Annotated in this window: 24 protein-coding genes; 4 read left to right on the plus strand and 20 right to left on the minus strand. The window is 63.8% G+C overall.

The genetic code is table 11. The features are described 5' to 3' along the window. Window positions 1-6: 6 nt before the first annotated feature. From murB to AC0ZJQ_RS13385, 8 genes are all read right to left on the minus strand, one after another. Entirely contained in the window at window positions 7-1,026 is a 1,020-nt protein-coding gene (gene murB / locus AC0ZJQ_RS13350; protein WP_476476790.1) for a UDP-N-acetylmuramate dehydrogenase, read from the minus strand. Continuing rightward, a complete protein-coding gene (locus AC0ZJQ_RS13355; protein ID WP_155550323.1) occupies window positions 1,023-1,487 on the minus strand; it encodes a low molecular weight protein-tyrosine-phosphatase in 465 nt (154 codons plus the stop codon). Before AC0ZJQ_RS13355 ends, murB begins: the two co-directional genes overlap by 4 nt. A 2-nt stretch (window positions 1,488-1,489) precedes the next feature. Further along, on the minus strand, window positions 1,490-2,254 hold the full coding sequence (gene kdsB, locus AC0ZJQ_RS13360; RefSeq protein WP_476476791.1) for a 3-deoxy-manno-octulosonate cytidylyltransferase: 765 nt from the start codon (window positions 2,252-2,254) through the stop codon (window positions 1,490-1,492). Continuing rightward, window positions 2,251-2,436, minus strand: coding sequence for a Trm112 family protein (locus AC0ZJQ_RS13365; RefSeq protein WP_008570668.1), 186 nt, complete (start codon window positions 2,434-2,436; stop codon window positions 2,251-2,253). The genes kdsB and AC0ZJQ_RS13365 overlap by 4 nt, the downstream gene beginning before the upstream one ends. A 46-nt stretch (window positions 2,437-2,482) precedes the next feature. Then, window positions 2,483-3,487: a tetraacyldisaccharide 4'-kinase gene (lpxK, locus tag AC0ZJQ_RS13370; RefSeq protein ID WP_476476792.1), complete on the minus strand. Its 1,005-nt coding sequence runs from the start codon at window positions 3,485-3,487 to the stop codon at window positions 2,483-2,485. Beyond that, on the minus strand, window positions 3,487-3,915 hold the full coding sequence (locus AC0ZJQ_RS13375; RefSeq protein WP_008570670.1) for an ExbD/TolR family protein: 429 nt from the start codon (window positions 3,913-3,915) through the stop codon (window positions 3,487-3,489). The genes lpxK and AC0ZJQ_RS13375 overlap by 1 nt, the downstream gene beginning before the upstream one ends. Next, entirely contained in the window at window positions 3,912-4,544 is a 633-nt protein-coding gene (locus AC0ZJQ_RS13380) for a MotA/TolQ/ExbB proton channel family protein (protein ID WP_102828861.1), read from the minus strand. The genes AC0ZJQ_RS13375 and AC0ZJQ_RS13380 overlap by 4 nt, the downstream gene beginning before the upstream one ends. A 71-nt stretch (window positions 4,545-4,615) precedes the next feature. Continuing rightward, the gene (locus AC0ZJQ_RS13385; protein WP_476476793.1) at window positions 4,616-6,838 is read right to left on the minus strand and encodes a DNA internalization-related competence protein ComEC/Rec2; all 2,223 of its coding nucleotides are present in this window, start codon (window positions 6,836-6,838) and stop codon (window positions 4,616-4,618) included. A gap of 149 nt (window positions 6,839-6,987) precedes the next feature. Here AC0ZJQ_RS13385 and AC0ZJQ_RS13390 point away from each other — a divergent pair, with 149 nt between their 5' ends. Next, the gene (locus AC0ZJQ_RS13390; protein WP_008570674.1) at window positions 6,988-7,503 is read left to right on the plus strand and encodes a DUF2062 domain-containing protein; all 516 of its coding nucleotides are present in this window, start codon (window positions 6,988-6,990) and stop codon (window positions 7,501-7,503) included. Between the two features lie 12 nt (window positions 7,504-7,515). Here the strand turns inward: AC0ZJQ_RS13390 and AC0ZJQ_RS13395 are convergent, their stop codons facing one another. The 3 genes from AC0ZJQ_RS13395 to AC0ZJQ_RS13405 are packed head-to-tail and all read right to left on the minus strand — an operon-like array spanning window position 7,516 to window position 10,713. Next, window positions 7,516-8,760 carry a lipoprotein-releasing ABC transporter permease subunit gene (locus tag AC0ZJQ_RS13395; RefSeq protein ID WP_476476794.1) on the minus strand — a complete coding sequence of 415 codons (1,245 nt, stop codon included), beginning with the start codon at window positions 8,758-8,760 and terminating at the stop codon, window positions 7,516-7,518. Further along, on the minus strand, window positions 8,760-9,458 hold the full coding sequence (gene lolD / locus AC0ZJQ_RS13400) for a lipoprotein-releasing ABC transporter ATP-binding protein LolD (RefSeq protein WP_008570677.1): 699 nt from the start codon (window positions 9,456-9,458) through the stop codon (window positions 8,760-8,762). Before lolD ends, AC0ZJQ_RS13395 begins: the two co-directional genes overlap by 1 nt. A gap of 7 nt (window positions 9,459-9,465) precedes the next feature. Further along, a complete protein-coding gene (locus AC0ZJQ_RS13405; protein ID WP_476476795.1) occupies window positions 9,466-10,713 on the minus strand; it encodes a lipoprotein-releasing ABC transporter permease subunit in 1,248 nt (415 codons plus the stop codon). 98 nt (window positions 10,714-10,811) lie between these two features. On the opposite strand from AC0ZJQ_RS13405, the gene AC0ZJQ_RS13410 reads away from it, so the two are divergent. From AC0ZJQ_RS13410 to AC0ZJQ_RS13420, 3 genes are read left to right on the plus strand one after another with little or no spacing between them, the layout of a single operon-like run. After that, window positions 10,812-11,384: a PilZ domain-containing protein gene (locus tag AC0ZJQ_RS13410; RefSeq protein WP_314019413.1), complete on the plus strand. Its 573-nt coding sequence runs from the start codon at window positions 10,812-10,814 to the stop codon at window positions 11,382-11,384. A 4-nt stretch (window positions 11,385-11,388) separates the two neighbouring features. Continuing rightward, the gene (locus AC0ZJQ_RS13415) at window positions 11,389-11,691 is read left to right on the plus strand and encodes a hypothetical protein (protein WP_008570680.1); all 303 of its coding nucleotides are present in this window, start codon (window positions 11,389-11,391) and stop codon (window positions 11,689-11,691) included. Next, window positions 11,688-12,422, plus strand: coding sequence for a glycerophosphodiester phosphodiesterase (locus AC0ZJQ_RS13420; RefSeq protein ID WP_314019416.1), 735 nt, complete (start codon window positions 11,688-11,690; stop codon window positions 12,420-12,422). Before AC0ZJQ_RS13415 ends, AC0ZJQ_RS13420 begins: the two co-directional genes overlap by 4 nt. Before the next feature lie 150 nt (window positions 12,423-12,572). Here the strand turns inward: AC0ZJQ_RS13420 and sthA are convergent, their stop codons facing one another. The 9 genes from sthA to AC0ZJQ_RS13465 form a co-directional block, all read right to left on the minus strand. Beyond that, entirely contained in the window at window positions 12,573-13,967 is a 1,395-nt protein-coding gene (gene sthA, locus AC0ZJQ_RS13425; RefSeq protein WP_008570682.1) for a Si-specific NAD(P)(+) transhydrogenase, read from the minus strand. Between the two features lie 139 nt (window positions 13,968-14,106). Next, window positions 14,107-14,340, minus strand: a complete 234-nt coding sequence (gene nqrM / locus AC0ZJQ_RS13430; RefSeq protein ID WP_314019418.1) for a (Na+)-NQR maturation NqrM — start codon at window positions 14,338-14,340, stop codon at window positions 14,107-14,109. Further along, window positions 14,337-15,260, minus strand: a complete 924-nt coding sequence (locus AC0ZJQ_RS13435; RefSeq protein ID WP_314019669.1) for an FAD:protein FMN transferase — start codon at window positions 15,258-15,260, stop codon at window positions 14,337-14,339. The genes nqrM and AC0ZJQ_RS13435 overlap by 4 nt, the downstream gene beginning before the upstream one ends. A 105-nt stretch (window positions 15,261-15,365) precedes the next feature. Beyond that, on the minus strand, window positions 15,366-16,589 hold the full coding sequence (gene nqrF / locus AC0ZJQ_RS13440) for an NADH:ubiquinone reductase (Na(+)-transporting) subunit F (protein WP_043299346.1): 1,224 nt from the start codon (window positions 16,587-16,589) through the stop codon (window positions 15,366-15,368). 13 nt (window positions 16,590-16,602) lie between these two features. After that, on the minus strand, window positions 16,603-17,211 hold the full coding sequence (nqrE, locus tag AC0ZJQ_RS13445; protein ID WP_008570687.1) for an NADH:ubiquinone reductase (Na(+)-transporting) subunit E: 609 nt from the start codon (window positions 17,209-17,211) through the stop codon (window positions 16,603-16,605). Then, window positions 17,211-17,885 (minus strand): NADH:ubiquinone reductase (Na(+)-transporting) subunit D, encoded by a 675-nt coding sequence (locus AC0ZJQ_RS13450; RefSeq protein WP_175415042.1) that lies wholly within the window; start codon window positions 17,883-17,885, stop codon window positions 17,211-17,213. The genes nqrE and AC0ZJQ_RS13450 overlap by 1 nt, the downstream gene beginning before the upstream one ends. Then, complete coding sequence (locus AC0ZJQ_RS13455) at window positions 17,882-18,667, minus strand: Na(+)-translocating NADH-quinone reductase subunit C (protein ID WP_043299343.1); 786 nt, start codon at window positions 18,665-18,667, stop codon at window positions 17,882-17,884. Before AC0ZJQ_RS13455 ends, AC0ZJQ_RS13450 begins: the two co-directional genes overlap by 4 nt. Continuing rightward, a complete protein-coding gene (locus tag AC0ZJQ_RS13460; RefSeq protein ID WP_043299342.1) occupies window positions 18,660-19,871 on the minus strand; it encodes an NADH:ubiquinone reductase (Na(+)-transporting) subunit B in 1,212 nt (403 codons plus the stop codon). The genes AC0ZJQ_RS13455 and AC0ZJQ_RS13460 overlap by 8 nt, the downstream gene beginning before the upstream one ends. Window positions 19,872-19,874: 3 nt before the next feature. Continuing rightward, the gene (locus tag AC0ZJQ_RS13465; RefSeq protein ID WP_054095092.1) at window positions 19,875-21,212 is read right to left on the minus strand and encodes a Na(+)-translocating NADH-quinone reductase subunit A; all 1,338 of its coding nucleotides are present in this window, start codon (window positions 21,210-21,212) and stop codon (window positions 19,875-19,877) included. Window positions 21,213-21,237: the final 25 nt, after the last annotated feature.

The raw sequence follows: 21,237 nt of genomic DNA on the forward strand, positions 1-21,237 counted from the left end.
AGCGACTCAGATGACGTTCGGCTCGATCTCCAGCGCCACCCCGAAGCGGCTGGCGATATCGCTCTGGATACGCTGCGCCAACTGCAGCAGCTGCGCGCCCGTGGACTGGCCATAGTTGACCAGCACCAGCGCCTGCAAACGATGCACGCCCGCGTCGCCTTCGCGGTAGCCCTTCCAGCCGGCCCGCTCGATCAGCCAACCGGCGGCGAGCTTGACCTGACCATCCGGCTGCGGATAGGCAACCAGCCCCGGATGGGCGGCACGCAGCCGCTCGGCCAGCTCCACCGACACCAGCGGATTCTTGAAGAAACTGCCGGCATTGCCCAGCTCGCGCGGGTCCGGCAGCTTCTCGCGGCGAATGGCACAGACCGCATGACTGACATCCTGCGGCGTCGGCGCGATGATGCCCTGCTCCGCCAAACGCTGCCGGATCGGCCCGTACTCCAGATGCAGAGCAGCCTGCCGATGCAGCCGCACGCGCACGCGCAGGATCAGGTAGCGACCCGGTTGCTGCTTGAACAGGCTATCGCGGTAGCCGAGCGCACACTCGGCCGGACTGAAGTCGCGCAGCGCGCCCGTCTCGCAATCCAGCGCAGTGATGCCCGCCAGCAGATCGCCGATCTCCACGCCGTAGGCGCCGATGTTCTGGATTGGCGCCGCCCCTACGGTGCCGGGAATCAGACTGAGATTTTCCAGTCCTGCCAGCCCCTGCTGCAGTGTCCAGAGCACGAAGGGATGCCACGGCTCGCCCGCTTCGGCCTCGACCAGCACGCTGCCGTCCTGCTCCGCAACGATGCGCTTGCCTTGACTGGCCATACGCAGCACCAGCGCCTCGACATCGCGTGTCAGCAGCAGGTTGCTGCCACCACCGAGTACCAGCAGGGGCAGGCCGTGTCGCTTCGAGAGCGTCAGCGCCTGACGAACCTCGGCATCGTCATGCGCCTCGGCGAACAGGCGGGCACGCTGCTTCACAGCAAAGGTATTGAACGGCTTGAGCGAGCGCCACTCGTCGACCCGCAGGTTCACAGGCGCTCCCGAACTTCTGCGAGCAACGCCTGCGAGCCCTGTTCGATCAGGTCGAGCACCTGCTCGAATCCATCCGCACCCCCGTAGTAGGGGTCGGGCACCACATCGCCTGCCACACCGTAGCGACGCAAGAACAAGTCGAGCTCGGCGGTCGCATCCGCCGGACGCAGCGCTTGCAGACGCGCCAGATTGTCGTGATCCATGGTCAGGATCAGGTCGAAGCGACGGAAGTCCTCGACCTCCACCTGGCGCGCACGCAGCGTGTCGAGGTCATAGCCACGACGCTGCGCCGCCTGGCGCGTCCGGCTGTCCGGCAACTTGCCGACATGCCAGTCGTCAGTACCGGCCGAATCGATCTCGATCCGATTCTGCAAACCAGCCAATTGCACATGATGACGAAACACGCCCTCGGCAGTCGGCGAGCGGCAGATGTTGCCCATGCAGACGAACAGCACTTTCATGCTCAATGTCCCAGCAGACGCCGGACCCGCTCGAGGTCCTCGAGCGTATCCACGCCCGCCGGCGGCGCCTCGATGGCATCGGCGACGTGGATACGCTGGCCATGCCAGAGTGCCCGCAGCTGCTCAAGGCATTCGGTATTCTCCAGCCAGCAAGGCCCCCAGGCCACGAAGTTGGCCAGGAACCCCGCGCGATAGGCGTAGATACCGATGTGCCGGCGGTACGGCACGCCTTGCGGCAATGCCTCGCGATTCTGCGCAAAGGCATCGCGCGCCCACGGCAGCGGCGCGCGGCTGAAGGTCAGGGCGAGGCCGTTGACATCCGCCAGCACCTTCACCGCGTTTGGATTGAACAGCGTCGCCGCATCGGTGATCGGCTCGGCCAGGGTCGCGATCGCTGCCTCAGGATGAGCCGCCAGATTCGCCGCAACCTGGTCGATGACCGCCGGAGGGATCAGCGGTTCATCGCCCTGCACGTTGACGACGATGGCCTCGGCATCCAGGCCGAGCAGGCCGGCCACCTCGGCCAGACGGTCGGTCCCGGAATTGTGCTCGACGCGCGTCAGCACCGCCTCGGCACCGAAGGCGCAGCAAGCGCTGAGAATCCGCTCGTCATCAGTCGCCACCACTACCCGCTGCGCTGCGCTACGGCTGGCCTGCTCCCAGACGTGCTGGATCATCGGCTTGCCGGCGATGTCCTGCAGCGGCTTGCCCGGCAGGCGGCTAGAGGCGTAGCGAGCCGGAATCACCACGGTGTAGGAGGTGCTCATTTGTCCAGACGCTCGTCCACGTCGAGGGTACGGGCTTCTCCTTCCAGCATCACCGGAATGCCGTCACGCACAGGGAACGCCAGGCCATCGGCCTTGCAGATCAATTCGGATTTGTCGTCGGCCAACTTCAGCGGCCCCTTGCACAGCGGGCAGGCCAGAATATCGAGGAGTTTGGTGTCCATGCGCAGTCCTTGGAAAGCAGCCGACTGCACCGGCAGATCGGGCGGCTTATGAGTGATCGGGCAGCAATCGGGCCAGTTGCTCGTCAAACCAGGCCACGAACGCCGCCGAGGGCGCTGCCTCGACCTGCAGATAGGACCAGCCCGGGGGCGCGAACGCCCGGCATTTCACCGCATCCTTCTCGGTCATCACCAGCGGCAGCTCGGGAGCGAACTGCAGCTGCTGCGCGCTGTAGGCGGCATGATCGGCGAAGGCGTGCGGAATCGGGCGCCAGTGTAGCGCCTCGAGCGTGGAGAAGAAACGCTGCGGATTGCCGATACCCGCGACGGCGTGAAGGCTCTGCCCTGGCGGAAAATGATCGAGTGGCCAGCGCTCTCCACTGTGCAGCTCGATCAGCGCAGACGGCTGCAGGCGGAAGGCATAGCCCTCCGGAGTGTCCGCCTGCGCGCCGTTGCACAACACAGCATCCACCGTCAGCAGGCGCTCGGCCGGCTCACGCAGCGGCCCGACCGGCAGGCAGCGGTGATTGCCGAGCCCGCGCGCGGCATCGATCAGCACTAGCTCCAAATCGCGCGCCAGGCGATAGTGCTGCAGGCCGTCGTCGGACAGGATCAGATCCAGCGGCTCACTCGCCAGCAACGCACGAACAGCGCGGGTGCGGTCAGGATCGATCATCAGGGGCACGGCGGTTCGCTGCACGATCAGCAGGGGTTCGTCGCCCGCCTCGCGCGCCGCCTGTTCCGCCCGCACTCGCCACGGCAGCGCCGGCGGGGTCGCGCCGTAGCCGCGACTGACCACCCCGACTCGCAGGCCGTGCGCACGACAATGCTCGATCAACCAGAGGATCAGCGGGGTCTTGCCGGTACCGCCGACGGTGATGTTGCCGACCACGATGACCGGCACCGGCGCCCGGTAGCTGTCGCCCTGCCCGGCCAGGAAGCGCCGGCGCTTGCGTTCGACGACCACCCGATAGAGCGTCTCCAGCGGCGCCAGCAGGCGCAGTGCGGGATGCCCGCGATACCAGGCGCGCTGCAGCCGCTCGGCGAACGACATCAAGGCGCCGCCTGCGCCTCGACGGTGGTGATGCGCAGATGCGCGAAGCCCAGCTTGCCGGCCGCATCCATCGCGGTGATGACCGCCTGGTGTGGCGTCTTGCCATCCGCGCTGATGATCATCGGCAGGCTGTTGTCGCCCTCAGCCTCCTTGCTCAGCGCGGCCATCAGCGAGCTCAGGTCGCTCTTGAGCAGTGCCTTGCCGTTGAGCGAATAGTTGCCGTCGACATCGATGACGACTTCCAGCTGCTTGACCTCGGTCTGCTCCGGCGGCGTGCCACTGGCCGCTTCCGGCAGATCCACCTGCAGTTGCGTCTCACGGGTGAAGGTAGTGGTGACCACGAAGAACAGCAGCAGGATGAAGACCACGTCGATCAGCGGCGCCAGGCCGATCTCGACGTTCTCCCGCGGTTTGCGCCGGAATTTCACGCCTTGCCCTCGTCCAGATCGACATCGCGATCGCCCTGGACCACCTCGACCAGCTTGATCGCCTCCTGTTCCATGCCGACCACCAGCTCATCGACGCGACGCAGCAGGAAGCGATGGAAGAACAGCGCCGGAATCGCCACGATTAGGCCGGCCGCGGTGGTGATCAGCGCCTTGGCGATACCGCCGGCGAGTTGTGGCGCATTGGCCATGCCCGAACCCATGAAGGCGCTGAATATCTCGATCATACCCAGCACGGTACCCAGCAGGCCGAGCAATGGCGCGATGCCGGCGATCGTGCCGAGCGCATTGAGATAGCGCTCCAGGTCATGCACCACACGGGCCGCAGCTTCCTCGATGCACTCTTTCATGATCTCGCGGCCGCGCTTGGAATTGGCCAGCCCGGCGGCGAGGATCTCGCCCAGCGGAGAATCGGCGCGCAGCTCCTTGAGCTGCTGGTTGCTGAGTTTCTTTTCCTTGATCCACTTCCACACCTGACCGAGCAGATGCGGCGGCGTGACACGGCTCGGACGCAGCGTCCACAGCCGCTCGGCGATGATCGCGGCGGCGACGATTGAACATAGAATGATCGGCAGCATTATCCAGCCGCCCGCTTTGACCAGCTCCCACACGAGACGAATCCCCCTCGAAAAAGTGGCGCCACTCTAGCATAGGGTCCGCAACCCGCCGACCGCCGCCGTTCTCATTTTTCCCGCCAGAATCGCCGCTGCTCGCGCAAACCGCGCGCGTCGCGAAACGCCCCCAGTTCAACCTTCAGCGCGCCTGACTCGGCGGTGTCGTACAGCCGCACGCCCACGTCCCGCAGGCGCCCAACGACCGCAGGGTGCGGATGGCCAAACGCGTTGTGACGGCTGCGCGAGATCAGCGCGCTCTGCGGCCGTACCGCCGCGAGAAAGGCCGGCGAAGAGGAACTGTTGCTGCCGTGATGCGGTAACAGCAGCCAGTGCGCCGCCAGCGGCCAGTCGCTCTGCACCAGCGCCTGTTCCGCCCGCGCATCGATATCGCCGCTCAGTAGCAGGCGTTCGCCTTCGGCCTCGATCATCAGCACGCAGGAAGACTGATTGCCGTCCGCCGCCTGCGCCCAGCGCCAGAGGGCGAAGTGCACGCCGTCCCACTGCCAGCTCTGGTTATCGCAGGATTGGGCCTGCAACATCGCCGGCAGCCGCGCCGGCTCGCCGCTGAACACTCGCCGCGGCGGCAGCAGGCGCTGCATGGCCACCGCGCCGCCGGCATGATCGCTGTCGGCATGACTGATCAGCAGCAGGTCCAGCCGCTCTACTCCCAGCCGCCGCAGCGACGGGAAGACGATTCGCTCGCCCGTGTCGAAATCGCCATGCCGCGGACCGGCATCGTAAAGCAACGCATGGGTGCGGGTGCGCACCAGCACCGAGAGGCCTTGCCCCACGTCGAACACCCAGACGTCGGCTTTGCCGGCAAGCGGCAGCGGCGTCGACGGATACAGCAGTGGCAGCAGGAGCATCGCGCCCAGCGCACGGAACGGCACGCCGGCGGGCAGCAGCAATACCAGCGCTCCCACAGTCGCCAGCGACCAGGCCCAGAGCGGCAGACTTTCCACTATCCAGGCTGCCTGCCAGTCGGCGAGCAACTCCAGCAACTGGAACAGCCATGCCAGCGACCAGCCCGCCAGCAGCAGCAAACCTTCACCGATGCCCGGCAACGGCAGCAACACCGTGCCGAGCAGCGCCACGGGCACCGTCAGGCCAACCCAGGGCACCGCCAGCAGATTCGCCAATGGCCCGCTGGCGCTGATCGGCAACCCCAGCGCCAGCATCAAGGGCAGCAACCCCACCACCATCGCCCACTGCGCACGCGGCAGTGTCAGCCACCAGCGCCAGGCACCCAGTCGCCCGGAGAACACCAGGGCAAGCAAGGCGACGGCACCGAACGACAGCCAGAACCCCGGCTGCAGACTGGCCAGCGGATCGAACAGCAGGACACCGTCGAGGGCGACCAGCAGCGGTAGCCAGACGCCCAACTGACGAAAGCGCAGGCGCCAGAGCAGCACCACCGCCACCATCACGCAGGCCCGCTGGACCGGCACCTCGAATCCGGCCAGCCAGCCGTAACCGAGTGCACCGGCGAATGCCGCCGTACAGGCACAGTGCAGCCACGGTAGGTGTCGCGGCCACCAACCGATGCTCGCCAGCAGCGCCACCAGCCCGTACAGCAGGCCGGCCAGCAAGCCGACATGCTGGCCGGAGATGACCATCAGATGCACCGTGCCGGTGTCCTGCAGGACACGCCAATCCATTGGTGACAGGCCCGAGCTATCGCCGACCACCAGCGCCGCGATCGCACCCTGCCGTCCCTGCGCCTCGACGGCCAACAGCCGGGCACGCAAGCGATCACGCCAGCCACCGGCACCAACTGCCTCCTGCATGCGCTCGCCGATCTTGACCGTTCCGGTAGCGCCGATGTGGCGCGCCAGCAGCCAGGCCTCATGATCGAACGAATGCGGGTTAACCAGTCCGTGCGGGCGTTTCAGCCGCGCTGCCAGCCGCCAACGCTCACCGGCGCGCAGCTGCGGAGCGCCATACCAGGCCAGGCGCAGGCGCGGCGGCAAGCCGGCGTGCCGCGAGCTGATATCGCCGAGCTCGAAGCGCACCACACCGCCCTGTACGGCCGGCAAACCGAGCACTTGACCTTCGAGCCAGAACGTGCGGCCATCGAGTTCGCTGGCGAGCCGTTCGTCCAACGCCGCCTGCATCTGCAGACACGCCCAGAGCAGGCCGAAACACAGCCAGGACAACGGCCGGGACGCTTGCCGCAACAGGCACAGCAGCCCCAGCAAGCCCAGCACAATCAATACCCAGGCCGCAGGCAACCCCGGCAGAAAGCGCGGCAACAACAAACCCATGGCCAATGCCAGCATCCCTGCCCGCATGTTCCTACCCTCCTCGGAATCCATTCCCCGGAAGTATTACCGTGCCTGCCGGCCATGCCGGACAGGAGACCTTATGTGACAAAACCGCTGCCGATCCTGCGCGGTAAACGGCGCATAATTCGCCGAGCTCCGTCCGCCCGAGAATCTCCATGCCGCGTCGCTTCTTCAAACGCTACATGCCGCATCCCGACCGCATCAAGACTAACAAGTCGCTGCGATTTCTCGGCGCGCTGATTCACGATCCCAACCTCTGGCATCTCAACCGCCACTCGGTGTCCCGGGCGATGGCCATCGGCCTGTTCTGGGCGCTGATTCCCATGCCCATGCAGATGCTCGCTGCAGCGAGCTGCGCCCTGCCAGCCAGAGCCAACCTGCCGATCGCCATCGGCCTGGTCTGGCTGACCAATCCATTGACGATGCCGCCGGTGTTCTACTGCACCTACAAGCTCGGTGCCTGGCTGATGGATGCGCCCGCCCTGAGCATGCCGGAAGAACTCACCCTGGCCTGGGTGACGCAGCTGCTGCAGAACAACTGGCAACCGCTGTACCTCGGCTCGCTGGTCGCGGCAATCGGTTTTGCCGTGCTCGGCTATGTAGGCACGCAGGCCTACTGGCGCTGGTGGGTCGGACGGAGCTGGCGCCGGCGGCAGAACGGCCGGCGCTGAACGCCGTTCTCCTCATTCGTAACGCAGCGCCTCCGCCGGCTGCGTCTGCGCCGCGCGCCAGGCTGGATACAGCGTTGCCAGGAAGCTCAGGCTCAGCGCCGCCACGGCGACGATCGCGACATCCTCCCAGCGCAACTCCGATGGCAACGTGCTGATGAAGTACACGTCGGAGCTGAAGATATGCTGGCCAGTCACTCGCTCCAGCCAACCCACCAGCTCGCTCACGTTCAACGCGCCGAGCACGCCAAGCACGATGCCGATCAGCGTACCGCTGATGCCGATCAGACTGCCCTGCACCATGAAGATCGCCATGATCTGCCGCGGCGTTGCGCCCAGCGTACGCAGGATGGCGATGTCCGCACGTTTATCGGCCACCACCATGATCAGCGTGGCGATGATGTTGAATGCCGCGACTGCCACGATCAGCATCAACAGCACGCCGATCATGGTCTTCTCCATCTTCATCGCGCTGAACAGGCTGCCCTGCGTGTGCGACCAATCCTCGGCACGGTAGCCTTCGCCCAAGTTGGCCAGCAATTGCCCAGCCACCTGCGGTGCGCGATAGAGGTCGTTCAGCTTGACCCGAACGCCCTGCACCTGCTCCGGCTGCCAGCGGCGGATCTGCGCGGCATCGGCGCGATGGATCAGCGCCAGGCTGCCATCCAGATCGGCGCCGACCTTGAACACGCCAACCACGTTCAAACGCTGCATGCGCGGGGTGATACCACCGGGGGTTGCGCTGACTTCCGGCACGATGAGGGTCAGCTTGTCGCCCACCGAAAGGCCGAAGCGCCGAGCCGTGATCATGCCGATGATCACGCCGAACTCGCCCGGTCGCAGGTCATCGAGGCTACCGGCGACCATGCGTGAAGCGACGATCGAGACATCTCCCTCGACCTGCGGCTCGATACCGCTGACCTGGATCGGCTGCATGCTGCCCTTGAACGAGAGCATGCCCTCGAGCTGGGTCAGCGGCGCCGCGGCCTGCACCTCGGGGTGCGTCCGCAGCCGCTGCGCCAGCGCCTGCCAGTCGTCGAGTGGCTGGACGCCGTCGATCGTGGCGTGCGGCACCATGCCGAGAATCCGTGCACTCATCTCGCGCTGAAAGCCGTTCATCACCGACAGCACCAGAATCATCGCCAGCACGCCCAGCGACAGCCCGATCAGCGAGGTCAGGGAAATGAACGAGATGTAGTGATTGCGCCGCTTGGCACGGGTATAGCGACTGCCGATGAAGACGCTCAGCGGGCGGAACATTATTCAGCCACCAGCCGGCCGTCTTCCAGGCGCAAAACCTGATCCATCTGCGCCGCCAGCTGGCGATCGTGAGTAACCACCAGGAACGCAGTACGCAGCGAGGTGCTCAGCTCCAGCATGAGGTCCTGAATGCCCTGCGCGGTGTGGTGGTCCAGGTTGCCGGTCGGCTCGTCGAGCAATACCAGCGCCGGCCGGTTGACCAGCGCTCGGGCAATCGCCACCCGCTGGCGCTCGCCACCGGACAGCTCGGCCGGCTTGTGCTCCAGGCGATGACCGAGCCCCACGCGGGCCAGCAACTCGCCGGCGCGCTGGCGCGCCTCCGGGATCGCAACCTTGCCGATCAGCAACGGCATGCAGACGTTCTCCAGCGCGGTGAATTCCGGCAGCAGATGGTGAAACTGATAGACGAAGCCCAGCGCACGATTGCGCAGCAGGCCGCGCTCCTTCTCGTTCAGCGCGGACAACTCCTCGCCGGCCAGCCAGACGCTGCCCTCGCTCGGCGTATCGAGCCCGCCCAGCAGATTCAGCAGGGTGCTCTTGCCTGAGCCGGAACTGCCGACGATCGCCACGCGCTGGCCGGGAAACAGCTCCAGCTGCAGGCCGCGCAGCACATCGACCGACTCCGGTCCCTGTTCGTAACGCTTGCCCAGGTTGCGGCAGCTGAGCACCGCGCGATCTTGGGAAGACAGCTCATGCATAACGGGTTCACTCATAACGAAGCGCCTCCGCCGGCTGGGTGCGCGCGGCACGCCAAGCCGGATACAGGGTGGCGAGAAAGCTCAGCAGCAGCGCCGCGACGCACACCTGCACGACATCGGCGGCCATCAGCCGCGACGGCAGGTAATCGATGAAATACACGTCGGCACTGAGGAATTTGTGGCCGATCAGCCGTTCCAGCGCGGCGATCCAGCTGCTGATATTCAGCGCCGCCAGCATGCCGAGAGCGCCGCCGACCGTCGTACCAACCACACCGATCACCGTGCCCTGCACCATGAAGATCGCCATGATCTGCCGCGGCGTCGCGCCCAACGTGCGCAGGATGGCGATGTCGCCGCGCTTGTCGGTGACCACCATGACCAGTGTCGAAATGATGTTGAACGCCGCCACGGCGACGATCAGCAACAGCAACAGGCCGATTATCGCCTTTTCCATGCGAATCGCCTGGTAGAGGTTGCCGTGAGTGCGCGTCCAGTCGCGGGAATAGAAGTCGCCGTCCAGCTGACCAGCCAGCTCCCAGGCAATCCGCGGCGCCTGGAACAGATCGGCGAAACGCAGGCGCAGCCCCTGGACCTGATCAGGTTTCCAGCGGTGCAGGCGGGCCAGATCGGCGATGTTGGCCAGCGCTACGTAACCGTCGATCTCGCCGGCGCCGACGTGGAAGATGCCGACTACGGTGAAGCGTTTCATGCGCGGAAACATGCCGGCTGGCGTCACCGTCACTTCAGGCGCGACGAAGGTGAGCTTGTCGCCAACGCCCACGCCGAGTTTCTGCGCCGCCTTGTCACCGATCACGATGCCGAACTCACCGGGCGCGAGCGCGGCCAGCTCGCCCTCGCGGAAGAAGCGATCGATGATCGAAACCTGCGGCTCGATCTGCGGGTCGACCGCATTGATCAGGATCTTGCTGACCTTTCCCTCGTGCGTCAGCAGGCCCTGCATCTGGATGAACGGCGCTACCGCGACCACCTGCGGGTGCTGGGAGAGGCGTTCACCGAGCTGCTGCCAGTCGTCCACCGGTACGGGGCTTTCGATGGTGGCGTGCGGCACCATGCCGAGCACCCGGGTGCGCATCTCGTGATCGAAGCCGTTCATCACCGACAGCACGACGATCATCACCAGCACGCCGAGTGCCAGCCCGATCATGGAAGTCAGCGAGATGAAGGAAACGAAGAGGCTGCGGCGTTTGGCGCGGGTATAACGCGCTCCGATATAAACGGACAGCGGTCTGAACATAGATCGACGGGTTCGCTGGCGGGGGAAGAAACGAGCATGCGACAGGGATTGTCCTAAGGCCTGATACACTCTGGCCATCACGCTGCCTGGGTATCGCCATGCCGACACAAGACACTGAAGAACGCCGGGAATACTACCGTATCGAGGATCGGATCGCACTGGAAATCATCCCCGATACCCAGCAGCCGACCGCTTCGGACGACGAGCGTCAGCAGCTCTTCGACCTGCTCGGCGAGCTGCATCAGCTGGACTTCGAAGCCCAGCACTTGCTGCGCCAGATCGCCGAAGGCAACCGCACGCTGGCCAGCTACTTGAAGGTACAGAACAAGCGCATCGAACTGATCGGCCAGGCGCTGACCCAAGACCTGCTCAAGGACATCGGCCCGGCACGCACGGTGGTGCTCTCCGAAGGCGGCGTCAGCTTCCACCATGACACAGCCTTCGCAGCCGGCACCCTGCTCACCCTCAAGCTGGTCCTGCTGCCACAGGGGCTGGGGCTGAGATTACCGGCCCGTGTGACCCACTGCGCGGCTGACGCCGACGGCGGCTTTCAGCTGGGTACCGAGTTCGAAGCGCTGACGGATGCACAGCGGCAACTGCTGGCCAGGCATATTCTGCAGAAACAGGCGCTGCAACGGCGTCTGGCCCGTGATCCTCTAACAGGAAGCTGACTTCATGCTGCGTCTGTCGTACCTGCTGCTCCTGCTCGCCGGCGGTCCCGCCGTGGCCGAGGAAATCCGCATACCGCTGGGTCAGCAAGGCCCGTCGAACATCGGCGTGCCCGCGCGGGGCGAGCACAAGCATCAGGTTCTCGAACGCTTCGGCCTCGCCGACGAGGAGCATCCCGCAGTCGGCAGGCCACCAATTCTCCGCTGGGATTACCGCGAGTTCTCGGTGTATTTCGAAAACGACCGGGTCATCAACAGCGTGCTTCATCATCAGCCCACTCACCCTGCACAGGAACAGTCCCTACCGTGACCCTGATCTACGGCCACCGTGGCGCCAAAGGCGAGGCGCCGGAAAACACCCTGGCCAGCTTTCAGCGCTGCCTGGAGCATGGCGTCCGCCGCTGCGAGCTGGACCTGCATCTGTCCGGCGATGGCCAACTGATGGTCATCCATGACCCTACCCTCAAGCGCACCACCGGTCGGCGCGGCAAAGTGCTCCAGCACACCGCCGAGGAACTGACCGGTTACGACGCGCGCCTGGGTGGACCGGGCTGGAAACAACCCTGCCCGATCCCGCGCTTAAGCGAGCTGTTCGAGAAGTGCGACTTCGAGCACTGGCAACTGGAGGTCAAGAGCGCTTCGCGCGAACGTGCGGCGCGCACGGTACTGGCGATCCGCGCACTGGCCGAGCGCCATGGGGTGCTCGAACGCATCACCGTCACCTCAGGTTCGCGCGAAGTGCTGCATGCGCTCAAGCGCCTGACTCCGGAGATTTCCCGCGGACTGGTTGCCGAATACGCCTGGCTCGATCCACTCAAGGTCGCCCGTCATCATGGCTGCGGACTGCTCGCGCTGAAGTGGACGCTGTGCACGCCGGAGCGCTTGGCGAAGGCCCAGCAGCAAGGGCTGCACGTGTCGGTCTGGACGGTCAACGAACCGGCGTTGATGCGCCGGCTTGCCGATTTCGGCGTCGACAGCCTGATCACCGATTTTCCCGGCCTGGCTGTGGAAACGCTGGGCCACAGCGGCTGCAACGTCTAGCAGGTCAGACTGGCTACGGTGATCAGCCCGAGCATTCGGGCTGAAACCGCACCGTTTCGCTACCTGATCACAGGCTTTCCCGGTTCGGCCAACGCCACTCGCGGGAATCGCTGGTGTCTCCGACCGGCTCAGGCCACCGGTCGGAGCCGCTCAAAAAAGCCGGTTGAGCCCATCGAACGCGGCAACGCGATAGGCCTCGGCCATCGTCGGGTAGTTGAAGGTGGTGTTGACGAAATACTTGATGGTATTCGCCTCGCCCTTCTGGTTCATGATCGCCTGGCCGATATGCACGATCTCCGAGGCCTGATAGCCGAAGCAATGCACGCCCAGCACTTCCAGCGTTTCGCGATGGAAGAGGATCTTCAGCATGCCGACCGGCTCGTAGGAGATCTGCGCACGCGCCATGCTCTTGAAGAACGCCTTGCCGACTTCATAGGGAATCTTGGCCTGGGTCAGCTCGCGCTCGTTCTTACCGATCGAGCTGATTTCCGGAATCGTGTAGATGCCGGTCGGCACGTCGTCGACGAAGCGCCAAGTGTCGTTGTCGACGATGCTGCCGGCCGCCGAGCGCCCCTGGTCATAGGCCGCACTGGCCAGTGAGGGCCAGCCGATCACATCGCCAGCCGCGTAAATATTGCCGACCGCGGTGCGATAGAACTCGTCCACCTGTACCTGCCCACGGCTATTGGCCTTCAGACCGATGTTCTCCAGCCCCAGCTTGTCGGTGTTGCCGGTTCGGCCGTTGCACCAGAGGAACGCATCGGCCTTGATCTTCTTGCCGGACTTGAGATGCAGGATCACGCCGTTGTCGAGGCCTTCGACCCGCTCGTATTCCTCGTTGTGGCGAATCAGCACGTTGTTGTTGCGCAGGTGATAGCTCAGCGCATCGGAGATTTCGTCGTCGAGGAAGCTGAGCAGCTGGTCGCGGTTATCGATCAGGTCGACCAGCACGCCAAGGCCGCTGAAGATCGAGGCATATTCACAGCCGATCACCCCAGCTCCGTAAATAATCATCCGGCGCGGCGTGTGGCTGAGGTTCAGGATGGTGTCGCTGTCGTAGACACGCGGGTGGTTGAAGTCGATGTCCGCCGGGCGATACGGACGCGAGCCGGTGGCGATGACGATCTGGTTCGCGACCAGTTTTTCCACCATGCCATTGAGGCACACCACCTCGACGCTCTGCTCATCGGCGAAGCTCGCGGTGCCGAAGAAGGTGTCGATGCGGTTGCGCGCGTAGTAGCCGGTGCGCGAGGTAACCTGCTTGCTGATCACCTTCTCGGCGCTCTTCAGCACATCGGGAAACGAGAACCAGCGCGGCTCGCCGATCTGACGGAACAACGGGTTGGTGTTGTACTGCATGATCTGGCGAACGGAGTGACGTAGCGCCTTGGACGGGATGGTGCCCAGGTGCGTGCAGTTACCACCCACCAGCGGGCGATTGTCCACCACGGCGACCTTGCGCCCCGCCTTCACGGCATTCATCGCCGCGCCTTCCCCAGCCGGACCGGAACCCAACACCACCACATCGTAGTTATAGACAGCCATATACACTCCTGAGAACGCGGCGAACCAGCGCCGCTGTCAACAAATTCGCTGCACGCCAGGCAGAGGCAATCCCACGCATAGGCGCAGTAGCCAGGGCATCCTTTACGGGCGATCTGCCTGGCAGCGCCCGCAAGCGCAATCAGCGCTTGACTGCGTCGTAGGCCAGTGCCGCGTTGTCGCCGCGACTCTTGCTCGCCTCGTTCACTTCTTCACATTTCTCGCGACTGCCGCCACAGATCGAGCATTCCTTCTCGATGCCCAGATTGGCGATGCCACCGCAGGAACCGGCAATCGGCTTGCGGCCCATGATCACACCGATGGCCATGCCGAATACCACGAGCAGCATGAACAGAAATACCAGTAGCCAGGTCATTGCTTTGCTCCCGCACCGATAACTTGCTCGAAGCCATCGGTGCTCTTGGTTATGAAACCCTGCCCTTCGCGAATCACGAAGAACGCGGCGATCCGATGCTGGCGGGCGAACTCGAAGCCACGCTCGGGTCCCAGCACCATCAATGCGGTCGACAGGCCATCGGCCTGCAAGGCCGACCCGTCGAGTACCGTCACCGACGCCAGCTTATGCTCGACCGGACGGCCTGTGTGCGGGTCGAGCGTATGCGAATAACGCCTGCCGGCGCGCTCGAAGTAGTTGCGATAGTCACCCGAGGTGGAAACCGCCAGGCCGTCCAGCTCAATGACCTGCTGGGCGACGCGCTGATCGTCACGCGGCGCCTCGATAGCGATCCGCCAGGGTGAGCCATCGGGCTTGCGCCCCTGGGCCTTGAGTTCGCCGGTGATCTCCACCAGGTAGCTGCTCACGCCCAGCTCCTGCAGGCGCTGCGCTACGCGATCCACGGCATAACCGGCAGCGATGCTGTTGAAGTCCACCTCCACGGCGGCGCTCTTGCATAGCTGCTCACCCTCGATACGCAGGTGTTTGTGACCGACTCGCTGCATCACCTCGGCGATCTGTGCCTCGCCAGGGGTCTGCTCGACACGCCCCTGCGGACCGAATCCCCACAGGTTCAGCAGCGGTTCGAGGGTGAGATCGAAGGCGTCATCCGTTTGCAGTGACAGTTGTTCGCCAGCCTCGACCAGCAAGCGCACCGCGGGTGGCATTACTTCGCAGCGCCCCGCCGGCAGTGCATTGAAACGCTCGATGTCGGAATCGGCACGGTAGGTGGAGAGTTGCCGATCGAGTTCCGCCAGGATGTTCGAGGTTTCCTGCTGCAGTGTCTGCTTGTCCGCCACGCCACTGCTACGTACGTATTTGACCGAAAAGGTACTGCCCATAGTCGGGCCGTCGAAGGACTCAATCGTGTCCTGAAACAGGCAGCCCGTCATCGTCGCCGCCAAGGCGACAACGATGACGGGCTGCAGTATCGCTCGGATCATGCGCTAGCCGCCGAAGTCGTCGAGCAAGATATTCTCCGGTTCGACTCCCAGCTCGGTGAGCATCTTGATCACCGAGGCGTTCATCATCGGCGGGCCGCACATGTAGAACTCGCAGTCTTCCGGTGCCGGATGATCCTTGAGGTAATTCTCGAACAGCACGTTGTGGATGAAGCCGGTCGGCCCCTGCCAGTTGTCTTCGGGCAGCGGATCGGACAGTGCCAGGTGCCACTGGAAGTTCGGATTGTCCGCCTGTAGCTGGTCGTATTCCTCAACATAGAAGGCCTCGCGCATCGAGCGCGCGCCATACCAGAAGCTCATCTTGCGCTTGGACTTCAGGCGCTTGAGCTGATCGAAGATGTGCGAACGCATTGGCGCCATGCCCGCGCCACCACCAATGAAGACCATCTCGGCATCGGTATCCTTGGCGAAGAATTCACCAAACGGACCGTACACGGTCACCTTGTCGCCGGGCTTGAGGCTGAACACCCAGGAGGACATCTTGCCCGGCGGGATATCGTCACGTCCCGGCGGTGGCGACGCTACCCGGATGTTGAATTTGACCAGGCCCCGTTCTTCCGGGTAGTTGGCCATCGAATAAGCGCGGATAGTGGTCTCGTCGACCTTGGAGACATAGCGCCATAGATCGAACTTGTCCCAATCGGCGCGAAACTCCGGCTGAATGTCGAAATCCTTGTAGCGCACGGTGTGCGGCGGACATTCCAGCTGCACATAACCACCAGCGCGGAAGTCCACGTTCTCGCCTTCGGGAAGCTTGAGCGTGAGCTCCTTGATGAAGGTGGCGACGTTCGGGTTCGACTCGACCGTACATTCCCACTTCTTCACGCCGAAGACCTCCTCCGGCACTTCGATCTTCATGTCCGCCTTGACTGGCGTCTGGCAGGACAAACGCCAGCCCTCGCCAGCTTCGCGCCGGGTGAAGTGCGACTCCTCGGTGGGCAGCATCTCGCCGCCACCGCTCTCGACGATGCACTTGCACTGCGCACAGGTACCGCCGCCGCCACAGGCCGACGACAGGAAGATGTTGTTGGACGCCAGCGTCTGCAGCAGCTTGCCGCCGGCAGGCACAGTGATGGTGCGCTCGCCGTTGATCTCAATGCTGACATCACCGCTGGAAACCAGCTTGGCGCGTGCCGCCAGGATCATCACCACCAGCGCGAGCACGATGGCGGTAAACATGCCGATGGCGAGGAAAATTTCGTAACTCATCTGCATCCCGTCCTTAGAGCTGTACGCCAGAGAATGACATGAAGCCCAGCGACATCAGCCCGATGGTGATGAAGGTGATTCCCAGACCCTGCAGGCCATCCGGTACGTCGCTGTACTTGAGCTTCTCGCGAATGCCCGCCAGCAGAGCGATGGCCAGCGCCCAGGACAGACCTGAGCCGACCCCGTAGACGGTACTTTCCGCCAGGTTGTAGTCACGCTCGACCATGAACAGCGAGCCGGCCATGATCGCGCAGTTCACCGTAATCAGCGGCAGGAACACGCCCAGCGCGTTGTACAGGCTGGGCACGTACTTATCGAGCAGCATCTCGAGGATCTGCACGATCGCGGCGATCACGCCGATGTAGCTCAGCAGGCCGAGAAAGCTCAGATCCACGTCCGGCAGTCCGGCCCAGGACAGGGCTCCGGCCTTGAGCAGGTAGGTGTAGATCAGGTTGTTGGCCGGTACGGTAATAGCCTGCACCACGACCACCGCGATGCCCAGGCCGATGGCGGTTTCCACCTTCTTGGAAATCGCGATGAAGGTACACATGCCGAGGAAGAACGCCAGCGCCATGTTCTCGATGAACACGGCGCGCACGAACAGGCTGATGTAGTGCTCCATTAGTAAGCCTCCTTGTTCGAGACTTGCGGCGCCATCCGGTAGGTCGGCTTCTCGACCTGCTCGGTGCGCCAGCTACGGATGCCCCAGATGATCAGGCCGATCAGGAAGAACGCCGAGGGCGGCAGCAGCAACAGTCCGTTGGGCTGATACCAGCCGCCATCGTTGACCACCGGAATGATGGTGTAACCCATCAGCTTGCCGGCACCGAACAGCTCGCGGATCACGCCGAGCACCAGCAGCATCGCGCTGTAGCCCAGGCCGTTGCCGATGCCGTCGAAGAACGACAGCACCGGTGGGTTCTGCATGGCGAACGCCTCGGCGCGTCCCATCACGATGCAGTTGGTGATGATCAGACCGACGAACACCGACAACTGCTTGGACAGACTGAAGGCATAGGCCTTGAGGATCTGGTCCACCACGATCACCAGGGAAGCGATGATCACCATCTGCACGATCATGCGGATGCTGCCCGGAATCTGCGTGCGAATCATCGAGATGAACATGCTGGAAAACGCCGTCACCAGCGTCAGGGCGATGGACATCACCACGGCGGTCTTGAGGTTCGAAGTGACCGCCAGCGCCGAACAGATGCCGAGGATCTGCAGGCCGATCGGGTTATTGGCGATGATCGGGTTGATCAGAACTTCTTTGACTGTAGGTTGCGACATGCTCAAGCCTCCCCGGCGCGCAGGTTAGCGATAAAAGGACCGAATCCGTTCTCGCCCAGCCAGAAATGCAATAGGTTGTTTACCCCGTTGCTGGTCAGGGTTGCCCCGGCCAGGCCGTCCACTTGGTGATCGGCCTTCGGACTCTGCGGATCGACGCTGCCCTTGATGATCTGGACAGCCAGCTTGCCATCGTCGAACAGCTCCTTGCCTGGCCACAGGCCACGCCATTTCGGATTGTCGACCTCGCCGCCCAGACCCGGGGTTTCGCCATGCTGATAAAAGCCCAGACCGGCGACGGTATTCAGGTCACCCTTGACCGCCATGAAGCCATAGAGCGTCGACCACAGCCCATAGCCGCGGACTGGCAGGATCAGCGTATCCAGCTGGCCGTCCTTCTCCACCATATAGACGATGCTGTAGTGCTCGCGGCGCTTGATCGAGGCGATGTCCTGCTCCCCCGGCAGGGATGCGGACAACGCCGGATCCTTGGCAGCAGCCAGCGGGTCGAAGTCCTGCGCGTCGAACTCATCGCTGAACTTGCCGGTTTGCAGATCGACCAGTCGGGCCACGATGCGCTCGCCGTACAGGGCCCGAATCTCTTTGGCGGACATGTTGGCCTGACCGAGACCGGCGATGGCAAGGATGCTGCGCTGCTTGTCCAGCAGCGCGTTCTGCTGTTGCGTCGGCCGCAGTGCGACCGCGGCGCCCGCGACGAACACCGAGCAGACCAGGCAGACCAGCAGGGCCACCGTCAGCGTGCGCGCGGTGGATTCTTTTTTACTAGACATTGCGCGCCAGCCTCCGCTTGATATTGGCCTGGATGACGAAGTGGTCGATCAGCGGTGCACAAAGGTTGGCGAACAGGATCGCCAGCATCATGCCTTCGGGGAACGCAGGGTTGACCACGCGAATCAGTACCACCATCACGCCGATGAGCACGCCGAAGATCCATTTGCCGGTATTGGTCATCGAGGCCGAGACAGGATCGGTGGCCATGAAGATCATGCCGAAGGCGAAGCCGCCGACCACCATGTGCCAATACCAGGGCATGGCGAACAGCGGATTGCTGTCCGAGCCGATCAGGTTGAACAGGGAGCTCAGGCCGATCATGCCCAGCATCACACCGGATACGATGCGCCAGGACGCGATCTTGGTCAGTAGCAGAACTGCCCCGCCAATGAAGATCGCTAACGTGCTGGTTTCACCGATCGAGCCGTGGATCGTGCCGACGAAGGCATCCATCCAGCTGATGCCGTGGTCGATCACGTTTTCGATGCCGCCTGCGTAGCCCAGGCTCAGCGCAGTAGCGCCGGCATAGCCGTCGACCGCGGTCCAGACCTGGTCGCCGGATATCTGCGCCGGATAGGCAAAGAACAGGAACGCGCGGCCGGTCAGTGCCGGGTTGAGGAAGTTCTTGCCAGTGCCGCCAAACACTTCCTTACCGATCACAACGCCGAAGCTGATACCCAGCGCGACCTGCCACAGCGGAATGCTCGGCGGTAGGGTCAAGGCGAACAGCACGGAAGTGACGAAGAAGCCTTCGTTCACTTCGTGCTTGCGAATGGAGGCGAACAGCACCTCCCAAAAGCCACCAACGATGAAGGTCACCGCATAGATCGGCAGGAAATACGCCGCGCCCTGGATGACGTTATCCCACAGACTGCCCGGATCGAACCCGGCCAGCAGCCCGGTCAGCGCGAACTGCCAGTCCGACTGCGACTGCAGCAACTCCGGATTGGCCGCGTAGATCAGGTTGGCCTGGTAGCCGGCGTTCCACATGCCGAAGAACATGGCCGGGAAGGTGCACAGCCAGACGGTGATCATCATCCGCTTGAGATCGATGCCGTCGCGCACATGTGCCGTGGTCTTGGTGACGCTGCCGGGGCGATAGAGGAACGTGTCCGCCGCTTCATAGAGCGCGTACCACTTCTCGTAACGCCCGCCTTTCTCGAAATGGTGCTCGATCTTGTCGAGGAATGCGCGAATGCCCATGCCTTAGCCCTCCTTCTCGATGCGGGTCAGGTTGTCCCGCAGGATCGGGCCATATTCGTATTTGCCAGCGCAGACATAGCTGCACAGCGCCAGGTCTTCCTCGTCGAGTTCGAGGCAGCCGAGCTTCTGTGCCATCTCGGTATCGCCGACGATCAGCGAACGCAGCAGCTGGGTCGGCAGTACATCGAGCGGCATCACTTCCTCATAATTGCCGACCGGCACCATGGCCCGCGGGCTGCCGTTGGTGGAGGTGGAGAAGGCGAACTTCTTGCCTGCCATCAACTTGGAGATATAGATGTTGAGGATCGAATGCTTCTCCGCACCGGCGCGCAGATAATGCAGCATCTCGCGCTCCTTGCCCTCTCGCAGGCAGGAAACCTGCTGGTGATAACGGCCGAGGTAGGCGAATGCCCCATGCGCGGTACGTCCACCGAGCAGGGAACCGGAAACCACGCGATTGCCGCCGGGCTGTAGTTCGCCCGCAGTCAGCTCGTCCAGATTGGCGCCCAGACGCGTGCGCAGCAGGCGCGGCGCAGTCACTACCGGACCGGCCAACGCAACGACACGCTCGACCGACAGGCGCCCGCTGGTGAACAGCAGGCCGATGGCGATCACGTCCTGATAGCCAATGCTCCAGACACTCTTGCTGGCGCTGACCGGATCCAGGAAATGGATGTGCGTGCCGGCCAGACCTGCCGGATGCGGACCGCTGAATGCCTCGACCTGCACGTTGGTCAGGCCTTCGCCGGGCAGCGTCGCGCTCGGCGCCTTGCACAGGAACACCTTGGCGAGCCGGGCGAGAGTCTTGAGACCGGCCTCGAAGGCGTCGGCCCGTTCAGCGATGATCAGCGCCGGATCGGCCGCCAACGGATGGGTATCGATCGCGGTCACGAAGATCGAACTCGGCACGGCATCGACCGCCGGCACCTTGCTGTAGGGACGCGTACGCAGCGCGGTCCACAGGCCGGACTGCTGCAGATTCTCGCGAACCTGATCGCTTGTCAGACCATCCAGCTGAGCGCTGCTATAGGCGGCAAAGGTCAGCTCGTCATCACCCTCGAGGTCGATCACAACCGACTGCAGGACACGTTTCTCGCCGCGGTGAATGGCGCTGACGACACCGGCGCCGGGCGCGGTGAAGTTGACGCCTGGAGATTTCTTGTCGGAAAACAGCAACTGCCCCAGCTTGACCCGATCCCCGACCTGCACGTTCATGGTCGGCTTCATGGTCGGGTAGTCGAAGCCAATCACGGCCACGCTGCGCACCGGCCTCGCAGCCTCGATACGCTGCGCTGGCGCGCCGGCTACGGGCAAGTCCAGCCCTCGTTTTATATTGATCATCGGTTTGCTTAACCACTTATTCTGA

The organism is Stutzerimonas sp. 21-1 (genome assembly GCF_056336065.1).